The 16,917-nt window shown below is 71.8% G+C and carries 11 protein-coding genes and 1 tRNA gene; 2 read left to right on the plus strand and 10 right to left on the minus strand.

Annotation, left to right across the window (positions count from 1 at the left end):
• Positions 1-4: 4 nt before the first annotated feature.
• Both N864_RS03225 and N864_RS03230 read right to left on the minus strand, forming a co-directional pair.
• Positions 5-1,339 (minus strand): MFS transporter, encoded by a 1,335-nt coding sequence (locus tag N864_RS03225; protein ID WP_081793326.1) that lies wholly within the window; start codon positions 1,337-1,339, stop codon positions 5-7.
• Positions 1,340-1,367: 28 nt separating this feature from the next.
• Positions 1,368-2,801, minus strand: coding sequence for an NAD-dependent malic enzyme (locus N864_RS03230; protein WP_034713431.1), 1,434 nt, complete (start codon positions 2,799-2,801; stop codon positions 1,368-1,370).
• A 284-nt stretch (positions 2,802-3,085) separates the two neighbouring features.
• On the opposite strand from N864_RS03230, the gene N864_RS03235 reads away from it, so the two are divergent.
• A complete protein-coding gene (locus N864_RS03235) occupies positions 3,086-5,518 on the plus strand; it encodes an HAD-IC family P-type ATPase (protein ID WP_051518126.1) in 2,433 nt (810 codons plus the stop codon).
• A gap of 80 nt (positions 5,519-5,598) precedes the next feature.
• Positions 5,599-6,843: an MFS transporter gene (locus tag N864_RS03240; RefSeq protein WP_034713433.1), complete on the plus strand. Its 1,245-nt coding sequence runs from the start codon at positions 5,599-5,601 to the stop codon at positions 6,841-6,843.
• Positions 6,844-6,986: 143 nt separating this feature from the next.
• Here N864_RS03240 and N864_RS03245 read toward each other — a convergent pair whose 3' ends face one another.
• From N864_RS03245 to N864_RS03285, 8 genes are all read right to left on the minus strand, one after another.
• A complete protein-coding gene (locus tag N864_RS03245; RefSeq protein ID WP_034713435.1) occupies positions 6,987-8,504 on the minus strand; it encodes an acyl-CoA synthetase in 1,518 nt (505 codons plus the stop codon).
• Between the two features lie 100 nt (positions 8,505-8,604).
• Positions 8,605-10,125, minus strand: coding sequence for an amidase (locus N864_RS03250; protein WP_034713437.1), 1,521 nt, complete (start codon positions 10,123-10,125; stop codon positions 8,605-8,607).
• 357 nt (positions 10,126-10,482) lie between these two features.
• A tRNA-Thr gene (locus N864_RS03260) sits at positions 10,483-10,559 on the minus strand.
• Positions 10,560-10,757: 198 nt separating this feature from the next.
• Positions 10,758-11,312, minus strand: a complete 555-nt coding sequence (locus N864_RS03265; protein WP_034713444.1) for an alpha/beta hydrolase — start codon at positions 11,310-11,312, stop codon at positions 10,758-10,760.
• A 222-nt stretch (positions 11,313-11,534) separates the two neighbouring features.
• Positions 11,535-12,377 carry an alpha/beta fold hydrolase gene (locus N864_RS03270; protein WP_051518127.1) on the minus strand — a complete coding sequence of 281 codons (843 nt, stop codon included), beginning with the start codon at positions 12,375-12,377 and terminating at the stop codon, positions 11,535-11,537.
• On the minus strand, positions 12,371-14,173 hold the full coding sequence (locus tag N864_RS03275) for an alpha/beta fold hydrolase (RefSeq protein ID WP_051518128.1): 1,803 nt from the start codon (positions 14,171-14,173) through the stop codon (positions 12,371-12,373). The genes N864_RS03270 and N864_RS03275 overlap by 7 nt, the downstream gene beginning before the upstream one ends.
• Positions 14,167-15,723 (minus strand): alpha/beta hydrolase, encoded by a 1,557-nt coding sequence (locus N864_RS03280; RefSeq protein WP_051518129.1) that lies wholly within the window; start codon positions 15,721-15,723, stop codon positions 14,167-14,169. Before N864_RS03280 ends, N864_RS03275 begins: the two co-directional genes overlap by 7 nt.
• Positions 15,724-15,741: 18 nt before the next feature.
• On the minus strand, positions 15,742-16,893 hold the full coding sequence (locus N864_RS03285) for a DNA polymerase III subunit delta' (protein WP_051518130.1): 1,152 nt from the start codon (positions 16,891-16,893) through the stop codon (positions 15,742-15,744).
• Positions 16,894-16,917: the final 24 nt, after the last annotated feature.

Raw genomic sequence — 16,917 nt, forward strand, 5'->3', positions numbered from 1 at the left:
CCCGTCAGTGGAAGGTGACCGAGTTGCTGCCGCCACGGAGCGCCTCGTAGCCCTCCGGGTCCATCGCGAGCGCCGCCCGCCGGGCCTTGCTCCGGTAGCGGAGCACCTGGACGATGCCGAGCCCCCAGACGAGGTACTGCACGGCCATTGCGGGCCGGAAGGCGTCGATGTTCCACGTCGACGGCCCACCCGGCGCGACGCGGTCGAGCACGATCCCGATCAGCGCCACGGCCGATAGGGTCGCGATGAAGCCGCCGGTGTTGACGATGCCCGTGGCACTCCCGATCCGGGTCGGCGGGTTGAAGGTGCGGGCCAGGTCGAAGCCGATCATCGAGCCGGGACCGCCCGCCGCGATGAGCACGACGAGGACGACCAGCAGACCGACCGGCGCCCGGCCCGGCCAGAGCAGCACCACCGTCCACGCCGCGATCCCGACGACGACGATCCACAGGACGAAGGTCGACCGCGAGAAGGGGAAACGGGCGGTCAGCGAGCCGAACACCACGCTGAAGACCATCGTCGCGGCCACCATGATCATGAGGAGCAGGCTCGCGGCGAAGGGTGAGAGCCCCTCGCCCGAGACGAGGAAGGGGTAGCCCCAGAGCAGCGTGAACAGGTTCGCCGAGAACTGCGAGGTGAAGTGGCTCCACAGCCCGAGCCGCGTGCCCGGCACCTGCCAGGCCGACTTGAGCGTGCGGGCCAGGGCACGCAGGCGCAGCTCGTCCCGCGCGTGGTCGTCATAGGGGCTGTCCCGGACGAGGACGACGATGAGGACCCCGGTCAGGGCACCGACCCCGGCCGAGACGGCATACGACGGGGTCCAGCCGAAGTGCGTCAGGGCGGCGGCGAGCGGGCCCGCCGCGAGGAGCGCGCCGAGCTGCCCGAGCAGGCCCGTCACCTGGGTCACCATCGGTGAGCGTCTCGGGGAGAACCAGAGCGCGACGATCCGCATGACGGAGATGAAGACCATCGCGTCGCCCATCCCGAGGAAGACCCGGCACACGAGGGCGGCACCGAGGGTGTCGACGAAGGCAAAGGTGAGCTGGGCGGCGGTCATGAGCGTCAGGCCGACGCCGAGCAGGCGCTTCGAGCCATAGCGGTCGAGCAGTGCCCCGACCGGCAGCTGCATCGCGGCGTAGACGGCGAGCTGGACGATCGTGAAGAGCGACAGCTGCGAGCTGCTGATCTCGAACCGCTCGGCCGCCTTCAGCCCCGCCACCCCCAAGGAGGTGCGGTGGAAGACGGCGAGCACGTAGACCGCGATCGCACTGACCCAGACGAGCCAGGCGCGACGGCCGTCGATGGCGTACCGCTGGACCCCGGCGAGGCCTCCGCTCACCCGCCCCACCGCCGCCTCCGCGTCGCGCTCACTGGGTCATCGGGATGGAGGGCTCGGGCGCCTTCGGGACACAGTCGACGATCGCCTTCGCGACGGTCTTGCTCATGTCGGGGTGGAAGACGCTCGGGATGATGTAGTTCGGGTTGAGCTGCTCGTCGGTGACGACCGAGGCGATCGCCTCGGCGGCCTTGATGAGCATCTCGGTCGTGACGTCCGTGGCGCGCGCGTCGAGCAGGCCCCGGAAGACGCCGGGAAAGGCGAGCACGTTGTTGATCTGGTTGGGATAGTCGCTGCGGCCGGAGGCGACGACGGTGGCGCGCTGGGTGGCCTCGAAGATGTCGACCTCGGGGTCGGGGTTGGCGAGGGCGAAGACGACGCGCTCGGGCGCCATCTCGTCGATCCACTCCGGCTTGAGGATCCGGGGTGCGCTGACGCCGATGAAGACGTCGGCGCCCTGGATGCCGTCGCGCAGGGTGCCGCGGAGCCCGCGCGGGTTGGTCCGCTCGGCGAGCTGGCGCCAGGCCGGCGTCAGCGACTCGTCGTCCTTGTTGAGCAGACCCGGCCGGTCGAAGACGGTGACGTCGACGGCGCCCGCGGCGAGGAGCAGCTGGACGATGGCGGAGCCCGCGGCGCCGCCACCGGAGACGAGGATGCGGGCCTCGGGCAGCGGCTTGTCGATGACGCGCAGGGCGTTCGTCAGCGCGGCGAGCACGACGATCGCCGTGCCGTGCTGGTCGTCGTGGAAGACCGGGATGTCGAGCCGCTCGCGCAGCTTGGCCTCGATCTCGAAGCACTTGGGGGCGGCGATGTCCTCGAGGTTGATCCCGCCGAAGCCGGGCGCGATGAGCTCCACCGCCCGGACGATCTCGTCGGCGTCCGTCGTGTCGAGGCAGATCGGCCACGCGTCGATGTCGGCGAAGCGCTTGAAGAGGGCCGCCTTGCCCTCCATGACCGGCAGCGCCGCCTGCGGGCCGATGTTGCCCAGACCGAGGACTGCCGTGCCGTCGGTGACCACCGCGACAGAGTTGCCCTTGATCGTCAGGCGCGGCACGTCCTCCGGGTGCTCGTAGAGGGCCATGCTGACGCGCCCGACGCCCGGCGTGTAGGCCATGGCGAGGTCCTGTCGGTTGCGCAGGTTGACCTTCGACTCGACGCTGATCTTGCCGCCGAGGTGCAGCAGGAAGGTGCGGTCCGAGACCTTGTGGACGCGCACGCCGTCGAGCGTCTCGATCGCCTCGACGATCTCGGCCGCGTGGTCCGCGTCCGATGCCGAGCAGGTCAGGTCGATGACGAGCCGGTCGGGGTGCGAGTCGACGATGTCGAGGGCGGTCGTGATCCCTCCGGAGTCGGCCACCTTGATGGCGAGCTGCCCGATGACGGCCGGGTCGGTCCCGGCGTGGATGCGGACGGTGATGGAGTAGGAGGCCGTGGTTGCCTTCGCACGCTGGATCGACTCAGTCACGCCGACATGGTCCCACCGCTCGCGATGCGGTCGCCAATCGGTCCGTATGCCGCTCACTCGCGTCCCGCGCGACCGCGCGGTCCGCGCGTCGCCGGCTCAGCGCCGTACCCGCGTCGGTTCGTGGCCCTTCGACGGTTGGTGGCCCTTCGTCGGTTGGTGGCCCTTCGACGATTGAGACGTCGAGAGGCCAGTAACCGACGAGAGGCCACTCGTGGCGAGTGAACAGTTCGTCACGAAACGGCGGTCCGGCGTGACGCCGCCGGCTCCCCCGGGACAATGACGGCGTGACGACACGCGGCGAGCAGGTCCGAGTGACCGCCCACCCCCAGCGCGACACCGGCCTGACCCGCGCCGAGGTGGCCGAGCGGGTCGAGCACGGCCAGACGAACGAGCTGCGCGAGCGGACGTCACGCTCGCTCGGCGAGATCGTCCGCGCCAACGTCCTCACCCGGTTCAACGCGATCCTCGGCGCGCTGTTCGTCCTCGTCATGACGACGGGTAGCTTCGCCGACGGCCTGTTCGGGATCGTCCTCGTCATCAACTCGGCGATCGGGATCGTGCAGGAGTACCTCGCCAAGCGGAAGCTCGACCGGCTCGCGCTCCTCAACGCGCCGCGGACCCGGGTGGTGCGCGAGGGCCAGCTCAGCGTCATACCGACCCGCGAGGTCGTCCTCGGCGACCTCATCGAGCTGCGGACCGGTGACCAGGTCCCCGCGGATGGGCAGCTGCTCAGCTCCGTCGGGCTCGAGCTCGACGAGTCGAACCTCACCGGCGAGGCGGATCCTGTCCATCACGCTCCGGGCGACGAGATCCGTTCGGGGACAACGGTGGTCGCCGGAATGGGCCGGTTCCACGCCAGCGCCGTGGGGCCGGACGCCTACGTCAACCGCATCGCCGCGGAGGCGCGGCGCTTCACGCGGACGCACTCGGAGATCCAGGCATCGATCAACAAGCTGCTCACCTACATCACCTGGGTCATCATCGTGGCGCTGCCGCTGCAGATCTGGTCCCAGTGGCGGGCGGTCGGTGGCGAGGGCTGGCGCTCGGTCGTGATCCGCTCCGCGGCGGGCCTCGTCGGGCTCGTCCCCGAGGGGCTGGTCCTGCTGACGTCGATCGCGTTCCTGCTCTCGGCGGTCCAGCTGACCCGCAAACAGGTCCTCGTCCAGCAGCTGCCCGCGGTGGAGGGTCTGGCCCGGGTCGACGTCGTCTGCCTCGACAAGACGGGGACCCTCACCGTCGGGGACATCGCGTTCGAGGACGTGGAGGCGCTCGACGGCCTCTCGGTCGAAGACCTCCGCGACGCCCTGGGGGCGCTCGCCGACGACCCGAACCCGAACGGCACCCTCGCCGCCGTGGCCGCCTCTCTCCCGGCGCCCGGCGGCTGGGAGCGGACCGGCACGATCCCGTTCACGTCCGAGCGCAAGTGGAGCGCCGGCTGCTTCGGGGAGCGGGGCACCTGGCTGCTGGGCGCGCCGGAGGTGCTGCTGCCGGACGGCCCCGGACGAGCGCGGGCGGCGGAGCTCGCGGCGACCGGACGCCGTGTCGTCGCCCTCGCCTGCAGCGACGAGCACCTGACCGAGCCGACCCTGCCGAGCGACCTCCGTCCGGCGGGGCTGGTGCTGCTCACCGAACAGGTGCGCGACGACGCGCACGAGACGCTGCGCTACTTCGCCGACCAGGACGTCGCGATCAAGGTCATCTCGGGCGACAACCCGCAGACCGTGGCCGCGGTCGCGCGGCGCGTCGGGCTCGACCCCGGCGCACCAGTCGACGCCCGCACCCTCGCCGACGACCCCGAGTCGCTGCGCGAGGTCGCCCGCGCCACGACGGTGTTCGGCCGGGTCACGCCGGAGCAGAAGCGCGCCCTCGTCCACGCCCTGCAGGCCGACGGACACGTGGTTGCGATGACGGGCGACGGCGTCAACGACGCCCTCGCCCTCAAGGACGCCGACATCGGCGTGGCGATGGGCAACGGCGCGCAGGCGACGAAGGCGGTCGCCGAGCTCGTCCTGCTCGACGGACGTTTCGCGCACCTGCCCACCGCCCTGCACGAGGGACGCCGCGTCATCGGCAACGTCGAGCGCGTCGCGAACCTCTTCGTCGCCAAGAACGCCATGAGCCTCGTCGCCATCGTCGCCACCGCCCTGATGGCGACGGCCTTCCCGTTCCTGCCCCGGCACCTGACCCTCGTCTCGTCGGTGACGATCGGCATCCCGGCGTTCTTCCTCGCCCTCGGCCCGAACCGACGCCACTACCTGCCGGGGTTCCTCGGCCGGATCCTCCGGTTCGCCGTGCCGGCCGGGGCCGTGGCCGGCCTCGCGGTCATCGCCTCCTACCTCATCGCCGGGAGCCACTACGGCGTGCCGAAGGACCAGTTCCTCGCCCAGTGCGCCTTGACGACCGGCCCGGTCTCCCCCGCCTGCTGGGAGCCCGGGACCGGCGCGACGATCACCCTCCTCGTCGTCTTCTTCGCGATCCTGTCGGTCCTGTCCCGGCCGTTCCGGCTGTGGAAGGCGCTCCTGCTCGGCGCCATGGTCACCCTCGCCGTGCTCGCCATCGCGGTCCCGTTCGCGCGGGACTTCTTCACCTTCAACGCGCCGGCCCGGCTGGTGTGGGAGTCGCTGGCCGTCGGTCTCGTCGGCGCGGTCCTCGTCGAGCTGATCCATCGCGTCGCGGGCCACCACCGAGCGGACGGCGGGGACGCCGGACACCTGTAGAATGGACCCGTACAGGGCTCCGGCGTGACCTGATGGGCGGGAAGGCACGCACTCGATCTGCCCACCCGTCAAGGAGCGCCTTGTCCCCGCTGCAGTCCTATCGCCGCCTGTTCGGCCTGACCGGCCCGACGTATGTCGTCGTCGCCTTCCTCGCCCGATTGCCGCTCGCGATGAGCCAGCTCGGCGTCCTGCTCCTCGTCGCGACGGCCACGGGCAGCTACGGCGCCGGCGGGGCCAGCGCTGGGGCGCTCGCCATCGCGAACGCGATCGGCGCACCCCTGTGGGGAGCGCTCGCCGACCGGGTCGGCCAGCGGCCGGTCGTCCTCGTGCAGTCGATCGGCGGCGCGCTCGGCATCGCCGGCCTGCTCGCCACCGTCCACAGCGGCGCGCCGTGGGGCTACGCCGCGGCGACGAGCGCCGTGGCCGGGCTGCTCCTGCCCCAGATCGGCCCGCTCGCCCGGGTCCGGTGGCGGCCCATCACGGCGGGCACCGGCGAGCACCGCCCCCGCCTCGTGGCCACCGCGTTCTCCTACGAGGGCGCGGCCGACGAGGCGTCCTTCGTGCTCGGCCCGGCCCTCGTCGGGCTCGGGGTGTCGATCGCCAGCCCGACGGCAGCGCTGGCGGGGGCCGCGGTCGTGCTCGCCCTCTTCGGTGCGTGGTTCGCGCTCGACCGCACGGCCCGGCTCACCGATGCCGCGCGCAGCGCGGGCAGCGCCGGGGCTGGACGCCTGCTCACCCCGGCCCTCGTCCTGCTCTGTGTGTCGCAGCTCGTCATCGGCACGGTGTTCGGGTCGGTCCAGACCGGCACGTCCGTCATCGCGACGGCTGCCGGCCAGCCGGGGCTGACCGGCTACTTCCACGCCCTCCTGGGCGTCGGCAGCGTCGTCGCAGGGCTCGGCATGGCGGCCGTCCCGGCGCGGTTCGCGCTCGCTGCCCGGCTGCGCTGGTTCGCCGTGACGCTGCTCGTGCTCGCGGTGCCGCTGCTGCTCGTCGGTTCGCTCGGCACGCTCGCGCCGGTGCTGCTCGTGCTCGGCTTCAGCGTGGCGCCCTACATGATCACGACGTTCATGCTCGGTGCTCGCGTCACCTCGGCTGCGCGCACGGGCGCGGCGATGACCCTCCTCGCGGCGGCGACGGGGCTCGGCTACGCGCTCGGTGCGGCGATCGCCGGGCGTCTGGCCGACTGGGGCGGGCACACGCCGGCCTTCGCGGTGACGGTGGGCGCCGGCGTCCTCGCCGTGCTCGTCTCGTGGAGTGGCGCAGCCACCCTGACCCGCGCAGACGTGCCGCACCCCGAGCCGGAGCCCCAGCCGGTCACGGCCTGACGGGCCAACAGGCTGGAACGACGAGCGTTCTCTCGCTCTGCTGAGCACGAGTGACGCGGCTCGCTCCGGCCGCTCGACCCACAAGAGGTCGTATGCCGCTGAGCTGGCTTGCGCTGGAAGCCAGCTCAGCGGCATACGACGTCTCAGGCGCCTCGCAACTCGCGCTTGAGGATCTTGCCGGAGGCGTTGCGGGGCAGCTCGTCGACGAAGGTGATCCGCTTCGGGATCTTGAAGCCGGCCAAGGTGTTGCGGGCGTGGGCGGCGAGTTCGTCCTCGGTGACGTCGCCCTTGCGCACGACGAACGCGGCCACGGCCTCGATCCACTTCTCGTCCGGCACGCCGATGACCGCCACCTCAGCCACGGCGGGGTGGGTGTAGAGGGCGTCCTCGATCTCGCGGGAGGCGACCATGACCCCACCCGTGTTGATGACGTCCTTGATGCGGTCGACGACGAAGACGTAGCCCTCCTCGTCCATCCGGACGAGGTCGCCGGAGTGGAACCAGCCTCCGGCGAACGCCTCGTCGGTCGCCTCTGGGTTGTTCCAATAGCCGTCGCAGAGCTGCGGTGAGCGGTAGACGATCTCGCCGGTCTCGCCGACCGGCACGTCGTTGCCCTCGGCGTCGATGACCCGCGCCTCGACGAAGAGGCAGGGGCGACCGGCGGAGTCGGGGCGGTCGGCGTGCTCCTCGGGGCGCAGGATCGTCGCGAGGGGGGCGATCTCGGACTGGCCAAAGCAGTTGTAGAAGCCGAGGCCCGGCATCTTCGACTCGAGGCGCTTGATGATCGGCACGGGCATGATCGACGCACCGTAGTAGGCCTTGCGCAGGCCGGACAGGTCGCGGGTCTCGAAGTCCGGGTGGTTGGTGAGGGCGACCCAGAGCGTCGGCGCCGCGAAGAAGGCCCGGTGCCCGTCCTGCTCCATCCGGCGGAGGATCTCGGCGGCGTCGGGGACCTCGAGGAGGGTGTTCGTCGCGCCGATCGCGAGCCAGGGCATGAGGAACACGTGCATCTGGGCAGAGTGGTACAACGGCATGACGTGCAGGGGCGCGTCCTCGGGCGTGAGGTCGAGGCCGACCAGGCAGGAGAGGTACTCGTGCACGAGGGCCCGGTGGCTCATCATCGCCGCCTTCGGCCGGGAGGTGGTGCCCGACGTGTAGAGGAACTGGCAGAGGTCGGTGTCGGTGACGTCGGCCTCGATGGCCGCGACGACGCCCTCGGTGGCGGTCTCGATGACGGAGCCAGCGTTGTCCCGCAACGGGATCCGGTGCTCGAGCTGCTCACGGACGTCGAGGTCGACGCCGTCGAGGGCGGCCTCGAGGGCGGGGTCGACGAGGATCGCCCGTGAGCCCGACTGGCCGATCAGGTAGCTGAGCTCGGCACCGGTGAGGTTGTAGTTGAGCGGCACGTGGACGAGGCCGGCCCTGGCGCAGGCGAGGAAGCCGATGAGGTAGGCGTCCGAGTTCTTGCCGTAGGCCGCAACGCGGTCGCCCTTGGCGAGCCCGAGACCCAGCAACCGGCTCGCCGCACGGGTCACGGCGTCGTCGAGAGCGGCATACGTCCACTCCCGCTCGCCGAAGACGACCGCCACCCGGTCGCGGAAGGTGTGGGCACTGCGGCGGATGATCCCGTCGACCGTGCTGCTGCGAAGGGCGTGGCTCATGGGCACTCCTGGGGATCGGCCCCGTCCGGGGCGTCAGTGTCGCTTGCCCCCGACTCTATTGCCCGGGTCGGCTCACCGAGCAGGCCTCACCGGCGACGCCTCACTCGTCGAGGATCGGGGGCCGCCGACGCTCGGGCCACCGCGTCGCGGCATCCCAGGTCATGGCGAGGCGCAGGACCGCCGTGTCGGCATGGCTCGGCCCGATGACCTGCAGACCGATCGGCAGGCCGGATGGGCCGAAGCCGGCGGGCATCGCCAGCGTCGGCGCGCCGAGGAGCGTGCCGACCGTGGTGACCTCCATCCACCGGTGGTAGGACGACATCGTCCGACCGGCGACGGTGCCCGGCCAGGTGGTGTCGAGGTCGAACGGCATGACCTGCGCCGTCGGCAGCAGCGCGAAGTCGGCGCCCTCGAAGAGCCCGACGAACCCGCGGTAGAGGTCGGAGCGGCGAACGGAGGCGGCGAACAGCTGGGCGGCCGTGATCGGGCCTGACCCGTCCAACCCGTGCAGCAGCCCCTCGACCTCATAGACCGCCTCGGGCTTGAGCATCGCGCGGGTGTCCGGGTCGTCGTAGAGCGGTCGGTTGGATCCCCCGCTCAGGACGTGGCGGTAGGTGCGCCAGAGCTCCCACAGGTCCGCCGTGCCGGTGAAGCTGCCGTGTTCCGGCAGGTCGTCTCGCACCGTGACGTCGAACCCGAGCCCGCTCAGCTGCTCGACCGCGGCGTCACACACCTCGAGGACCTCCGGCTCCACCGGCAGGTAGCCGCCGAGGTCGCGGAACCAGACGATGCGGCCGCCGGTGAGGGGACGGCCGAGGGCGGCGAGGTCGACGCCGGGCCCCGGGATCGACAGGGGCGCTCGGGCGTCCGCGCCGGCCATCGTGTCGAGGAGGAGGGCGAGATCGAGCGGCGTCCGCGCGATGGGGCCGTCGACGCTGCCCTGGTTGACGAAGAGGTCGCCGGTGTCCGACGGGACTCGCCCGAAGGACGGACGCAGGCCATAGACGTTCGTCCAGCCCGGCGGGTTGCGGAGCGACCCCATGAAGTCGCTGCCGTCCGCGACCGGGAGCATGCGCAGCGACACTGCAACCGCGGCTCCCCCGCTGCTGCCGCCGGCGGTGCGGCCCAGGTCGTACGGGTTGCGGGTCGTGCCGTGGACCGGGTTGTAGGTGTGCGAGCCGAGGCCGAGCTCGGGGGTGTTCGTCTTGCCGATGAAGATTGCCCCGGCGGCACGGATGCGCTCGACGAAGATCGCGTCGGCCTGCGCTCGCGGGACCGACTCGAGCGGGCGGAAGAACCCCTTCGTCGTCGGCAGCCCCCGGACGTCGGAGAGGTCCTTGACCGCATGGGGGAAGCCGTGCATCCAGCCCTGCCGTTCGCCTCGCGCCAGCAGCGCGTCCTTCTCGGCTGCCTCGGCGAGCAGCTCTTCCCGGGGTCGGAGGGAGACGATGGCGTTGACGCGTGGGTTGAACCGGTCGATCTGGTCGAGGTAGGCGGTCATGACGTCCACGCAGCTGACGAGCCGCTGCTCGATCGCCGAGGACAGCTCTCCTGCGGTCCAGTCCACGATCGCTCGCAGGTCGTCCGGTCGCGTGACGCTCGGCAGGTCAAGGCTCGTCATGCCGTCTCCTCCACGTTGGGGCTTCTCAACTGCAGGGTGCCACCCGGGCGGGGCCGTGGGCATGGGCAGACCACTCCAAGGGGCGGGGTCCGGCTTCGTCACTCGTCTCCTCCGTGGCCGCGGCCGTCCTCGGGGAAGGACGGCGCTCCTCCCCCGCGCTGGCCAATCTCGACGATGGCGCTGAGCTCGCGGGCATGTCCAGGTAGTCGAGCAGCAGGCCGCGCAGGTCGTCGGTGGATGCCGGCTCCGGGAACGGGATCAGGGCCATGCCGCATCCTCTCGTGCGGCGAGGCGAACCTCCAGGGCGACCGTCGTGCAGGGAGCAGGAACGCCCCCGACCGGAGTCGAGGGCGCTGGTGGAGCCGCCTGTCGGAATCGAACCGACGACCTATTCATTACGAGTGAATCGCTCTGGCCGACTGAGCTAAGGCGGCGTGACCGGACCGGTCGACGAGCGACCGGCGGCACGGTGGATGAGTATACGCAGACGTCGCGGAGTCGTGGAAATCGACAGCCGGGCCCACGAGAACGGGAGTCCTCACCCGCCGTCGTGGCGAGAGCGCCGACTCGACCACGACAACCGACCGCGTCGCCAGTTCTCGTGGCGCGCCGCGACGGCGGTGCCGCACCGGTCACTCGGCCGGACAGCGGGTGTCGTCGGGGGGCGCAATGCCCGACACGAGGTAGGCGCCGACGGCCTGGTCCGCGCATGCGTTGCCCGACCCGTAGGCGCCGTGCCCGTACGCGTCGACGCGGACCAGCCGGGACCGCACGAGCACCGAGGCGAGGTACTCGGTGCCGCCGATCGAGGTCACCGGATCGTGCTCGTTGCCGATGACGACGATGGGGGTGGCCGGCTCGGCGCCGACGAGCAGATTCTGCCGCCGCGGCCCCGGCCACCCGGCGCACGGGTCGCCCGAGCGCGGCGACAACCGCGCCAGCAGGGGGAACTCGCGCACGACCTGCGAGCTCGGCGCCATCGTGTCCCACCTCGTCGGCGGCCAGTCGGCGCACGTCACCGGCAGATGGTTCTTGCCGAAGCTCGCGCCCGGATACGTGCCGTCCTCCTCGCGGCCCGTGTCGGCCATCGCGAGCCACGCCAGGTCGGAGCCGTCGCCCTGCTGGGCCCTCTCCAGCGCCTCGACGAGGTAGGGCCAGACGCCCTCGTCCTCGAGCCCGGCTCGCACCGCAGCTGCGGCCCACCCCCTCGGTCAGCCGCGGCAACGTCTCGAACTTCGTTGGCAGCGGACGCCGCTCGAGCCCGTCGAGCACTCTGACGATGGTGTCCGACACGGCGGCACCATCGCCGCCGAGGGAGCAGCCACCGCCACACGCCTCGGCGAAGTCGGCGACCGCTGCCTCCAGCTCCCGCCCCTGCGCGCGGGCGTCGGCGTCGTACTCCGCCTGGGTCACGTCGGGGGTGTCGAACCCGTCGGAGACCACCCGGAGTCGAGCACGATGTAGCCGACCCGGGACGTGAAGAAGTCGGCGTACATCGCGCCGATCATCGTCCCGTAGCTCACCCCGAGGTAGTTGAGCCGCTCGTCGCTGACGGCGGCGCGGAGGATGTCGAGGTCGCGGGCGACGCTCTCGGTGCCCATGTGGAGCGCGAGCGGACCGCCGCGCGCAAGGCAGCCCCGCAGCCGAGCGCGGTCGGCACGGTCCAGCGCGCGTCGCTCAGCCGTTGTCTCGGGGGTGGGGTCAGCGGCATACAGCTCGTCGAGGTCGCGGTCGGTGAGGCAGTCGAAGCCGGCCGACTCGCCGATGCCGCGTGGGTCGAAGCCGACGACGTCCCACACGGAGCGGACGTCCTCCCCGAGGTAGCGGTGGGCCTCCCGCGCGAAGTCGGTCCCCGACCCGCCCGGCCCGCCGGGGTTGATGAACAGGGTGCCCTTGCGCTTCGCGGGCAGGCCCGCCGGCAGCCGGTAGAGGCTGATCGGGACGGTCGCACCCTCGGGGTCGTCGTGGTCGAGCGGCACCCACACGCTCGCGCAGTCGCCCCAGCCGCGCGCGCACCGACCCCAGGCGACCCGCTGGCCGTAGAAGCGCTCCAGCCCGGCCGGGTCTGCAGCGACCGGCTGGGTGAACGAGATGGCGGGCTGGGTCGCCGTGGCGGTATGCCGCACCGCCGGCTTCGCGGCCACGACCGCCGGCGCGGTGGCGGGCTCTCCCGTCGTGCTGCCGGTGGCCAGGGCGAACAGGACGGCGAGGGCGGCGACGGCCGTCGCCGGAGCGCGCAGCCGCCTCAGCACGCCTTGCCGTTCGGGGGCACCGTGCCGGCCACGAGGTAGCCGTCCACGACGCGGTCGATGCAGCTGTTGCCGGACAGGTAGGTGCCGTGTCCGTCGTTGTTCGACGTGACGAGGACGCCGGAGGCGAGGTCCTTGGCGAGCTGCCTCGTGCCGCCGATGGGGGTCGCGGGATCGCGGAGGTTGCCGATGACGAGGATCGGCGCGGCGCCCTTGCCGATCGTCGTGCCGGTCGGCTGTCGGCCGGGGGCCGGCCATGCCTTGCAGTTGTCGTAGAGCTCACCGGTCATCCGGGCCCAGAGCGGGTGGGCCGCCTGCAGCTTGCGCTGCTCCGCCTGGCGGGCCGGCGTCTCGGGCGTGCGCGGCCAGTCGGCGCAGCGCACCGGGATCATCGCCTGCAGGTAGGACGAGTCGGCAAAGTTGCCCTTCGCGTCGCGCTCGACGACCTGGCTGGCATAGGTGAGCAGGATGTCGCCCGTGCCCTTCTCGATCGCCTGCGCCAGACCGCGGTTGAGGGTGGGCCACGACGTGTTCGAGTAGAGGCACATGAAGATCGCGAAGTTGACCCAGCCCTCGCCGATGCTGGTCAGGCCGCCCTTCGTGGTGCGGAGCGGGTGCTGGTCGATGTGGTCGATCAGATCGACGATCTTGCCGGCGGCCGCCTTCGGGTCCCGGCCGAGGGCACAGTCGTCACGCTTGACGCACCAGGCGATGAAGGCATCCATCGAGGACTCGAAGCCCTGGATGTCGTACTGCGTCTGCTGCAGGTCCGTCTGGTTCGGCGACATGGCCGAGTCGAGGACGAACCGGCCGACGCGCTTGGGGAACAGGTCGGCGTAGAGGCCGCCCAGGAAGGTGCCGTAGGAGACGCCGTAGTAGTTGAGCTTCTCGTCCCCCACCAGCGCCCGGATGATGTCCATGTCCTTGGCGACCTCGGTCGAGCTCATGTGCCGGGCCCGCTCGCCACCGCTCGTCGCACAGCTCTTCGTGATCACGTCGGCGTCGGAGAGCAGCTTGTGCCGCTCGGCCGCCGTGTCGGGGGTGGGGTCGTCCGCGAATAGGAGGTCCATCTGTTGGTTGGTCAGGCAGGCGACGGCGTCGGACTGCCCGATGCCACGCGGGTCGAAGCCGACGACGTCGTAGGCGGCCCTCAGGTCCTTGCTGAAGACGAACGCCGCGTACTCGGCGTACTGGACCCCGGAGCCACCGGGCCCGCCGGGGTTGATCAGCAGCGAGCCGATGCGCTTCGACGGGTCGGTGGCGGGCGCCTTGCGCAGGGCGAGGGTGAAGGTGTCGCCGGCAGGTTTGGCGTAGTCGACGGGGACCTTGATCTTGGCGCACTGCTGTGCCGACGAGTCTCCGCAGGACGACCAGGACAGGGACTGGGTGTAGAAGCGGTCGAGCACCTTGGGATGGTCGGTGCTCGCCGGGGCGGGCGTCGTCGCCGGCGGCCCCGAGGTCGGCGGGGCCGATCCGGTGGCCGACGGGCTGCTGGTGGGGACGGCGACCGGTGGCAGGTCGACGGGGCGGAACGCCCAGACCCCGAGGCCGACGACGGCGAGCAGGGCGATCACCGCGACGACTGCGACCACGGGGTTGAGCCAGGCCGGACGTGGGCGCGGTGCCGGAACGCCCGCCTGCGTCACCGGTGGCCGCACCGGCTCCGGCACTCCGGCGAGCGGCTCGTCATGGGACCCGGCCCCCGGCGGAGGGGGGCCGCCAGCGATCCGGCGCACAGCGGCATACGGCTCCTCGGGGGCCTCGGGGAGGTCACCGGGCTGCGGGTCGTCACTCAGCACTTCAGTCCGTCCTTGGGAACCGTGCCCTGCACGTAGTAGCCGTCGATCGCGTCGTTGACGCAGCTGTTGGAGCGCATGTAGGCGGTGTGGCCGTCGCCGTTGAAGGTGATGAGGGAGGCGTTGGCGAGCTGGTCGCGCAGCCGGACCGACCATTCGTAGGGCGTGGCGGGGTCGCGAGTGGTGCCGACGACGACGATCGGGCCGCTGCCCTTGGCCGAGATGGTGCGCGGACCCTCACCGCCCTTGACCGGCCAGACCCCGCAGGGCAGGTTGCCCCAGGCGAGGAACGGACCCCACGTCGGCGCGACCTTCGAGAAGTCCTTGGCGTACTGCTCGTAGCTGGACAGGTCGGGGCTGTCCGGACGGTCGAGGCAGTTGACCGCGTAGATGACCTCCATGATGTTGCCCGTGTAGCGGCCACCGGGGTCGCGGTCGGCGTAGGAGTCGGCGAGCCGCATGAGCTCCGAGCCGTTGCCCTGCTGCGCCGCGACGATCGCGTCGGTGAGGATGCCCCACGAGCCCTGGTCGTAGAGCGCGGCCGCCATGCCGAGGGAGGCCCACGCCTCGTTGAGCTCCGGCACGGCGGGGTCGCCGCTCGGAATCGGATGCGCGTCGAGGCGCCCGAGGAAGTCGCGCAGCCACTGCATGCCGGCGTCGACGGTGTTGCCGAGCGGGCAGCTGCCCTGGTCGATGCAGTCCTTGACGTAGGTGCGGGTGGCGAGCTCGAAACCCGCGGCCTGGCCCTTGGCCATCTCCTCACCGGTCAGGTCCGGCGCGACGACCCCGTCGAGGACGAAGCGGCCGACGCGGGTCGGGAAGTGCTCGGCGTAGGTCGCCCCGAGGAAGGTGCCGTAGGACTTGCCGAGGTAGTTCAGCTGGGCGTCGCCGAGGGCCGCCCGGAGCACGTCCATGTCCTTGGCGGCGTCGACCGTGGACACGTGCGGCAGGAGCGTCTTGTTGTGGGCCTCGCAGCCGCTCGCCATGTCCTTGGCCTCGCCGAGCAGCTGCTGCTCCTCGGGCCGGTTGTCCGGAGTCGGGTCGGCGCTGAGGAACTGGTCGAGCTGGTGGTCGGAGAGGCAGTCGATCGGGGCCGACTGGCCGACGCCGCGGGGGTCGAAGCCGACCACGTCGAAGTACTTGCGGACCGACGGCCCGACGATGTTGTCGGCCGACGCGGCGTACTGCACCCCGGAGCCGCCGGGACCGCCCGGGTTGACGACGAGCGAGCCGATTCGGTCCTTCTGGTCGCGGGCCGCGACGCGCAGCACCTTGATCTGGATGTCACCCTGGCTCGGCGCGGCATAGTCGATCGGGACGGTGAGGTCGGCGCACTGGAAGGAGCCGTCGCAGGCGCTCCACTCGAGCCGCTGCGCGTAGTACTTGGCGAGGGACGCGGTGGGTGCGGCGGTGACGGCTGCGCCATCGGTCGGGGCCGCGGGCCGCACGGGTGAGCCGCCGGGGGTGGTGCAGCCGGCGAGGCCGACGGCCGCGATCAGTGCGGCGGCACCGACGGCGGCGACCCCCGGGGCGCGGATCCTGCGACGACTCATGACCGAAACCGTAACCGCTCAGATGCCGAGGTTCCGCGGCACGCGCAGCTGCAGGGCCATCGCCTCGAGGGCGAGCAGCGGCGGCACGTTGGCGTTGATCCGCTCGCGCGCCTCGGAGATCGCGTCGAGGTGCCCGAGCAGCTGCTCGGCGGAGGAGAGAGTCGCGAGGCCGCGCACCTTGTCGATCGCGTCGGGGTTGACCAGCTCGACGTCGGACCCGATGCGCAGCACGAGCGCGTCGCGGTAGATCGAGGCGAGGTCGATGAGCGACCGGTCGATGACGTCGCGGATGTGGCGCTTGGCACGGGCCTTCTGGTCCCTCTCGAGGGCGGCGAGCTGCGAGCGGATGTGCGGGGGCTGGGTGCGGGCGCCCGGGTCGGCGCCGAGCGTCTCGAGCAGCCGCGCCTTGTCGGCGGCGTCGCGCTCGGCCGAGGCGGCGACCGACTCCTCCTCGGCGATCTTGTTGAGGTTGTCGGCAGCCAGCACCGCCTCGCCGACGCCGGTGATGCGGGTCGCCAGCGAGATGGTGTCGTGGCGCCGGTTGCGCGCCTTGTCGTCCCGGGCGAGCCGGCGCGCGAGCCCGATGTGCGACTGCGCGGCGCGGGCGGCATAAAGGGCCATCGGCCCGTCGATGCCGTCGCGGCGCTGGAGCAGCTCGGCGACCGCGGCGACAGGCGGCGTGCGCAGCCGCACGTGCCGGGAGCGGGAGCGGATCGTGATGATGACGTCCTCGAGGCTCGGCGCGCAGAGCAGCCAGACGGTCCTGGGGGTCGGCTCCTCGAGGGCCTTGAGGAGCGCGTCGGCGGCCCGCTCGGTGAGCCGGTCGACGTCCTCGACGATGATGACCCGCCAGGCGCCGACCGAGGGTCGCAGGCCGGCTTCCTGCACGAGGGCGCGGGTGTCCTCGACCTTGATCGACAGCCCCTCGGTCGCGACGACCTTGACGTCGGCGTGGGTGCCGTCGAGCGCCGTGCGGCACTCGCGGCACTGGCCGCAGCCGCCCTCGGCGCACTGCAGCGCCGCCGCGAACGCCCGGGCCGCGTTGGAGCGCCCCGACCCGGGCGGCCCGGTGAAGAGCCACGCGTGGGTCATCGACGCCTCGTCGCGCACGGCGCGCGAGAGGGTCTCGATCGTGGGCTCCTGCCCGACGAGGTCGTCCCAGACGCTCACTGGTCTACCTTCCTTGTGTCGGCG

The organism is Intrasporangium chromatireducens Q5-1 (assembly GCF_000576575.1).
Lineage (GTDB): Bacteria > Actinomycetota > Actinomycetes > Actinomycetales > Dermatophilaceae > Intrasporangium_A > Intrasporangium_A chromatireducens.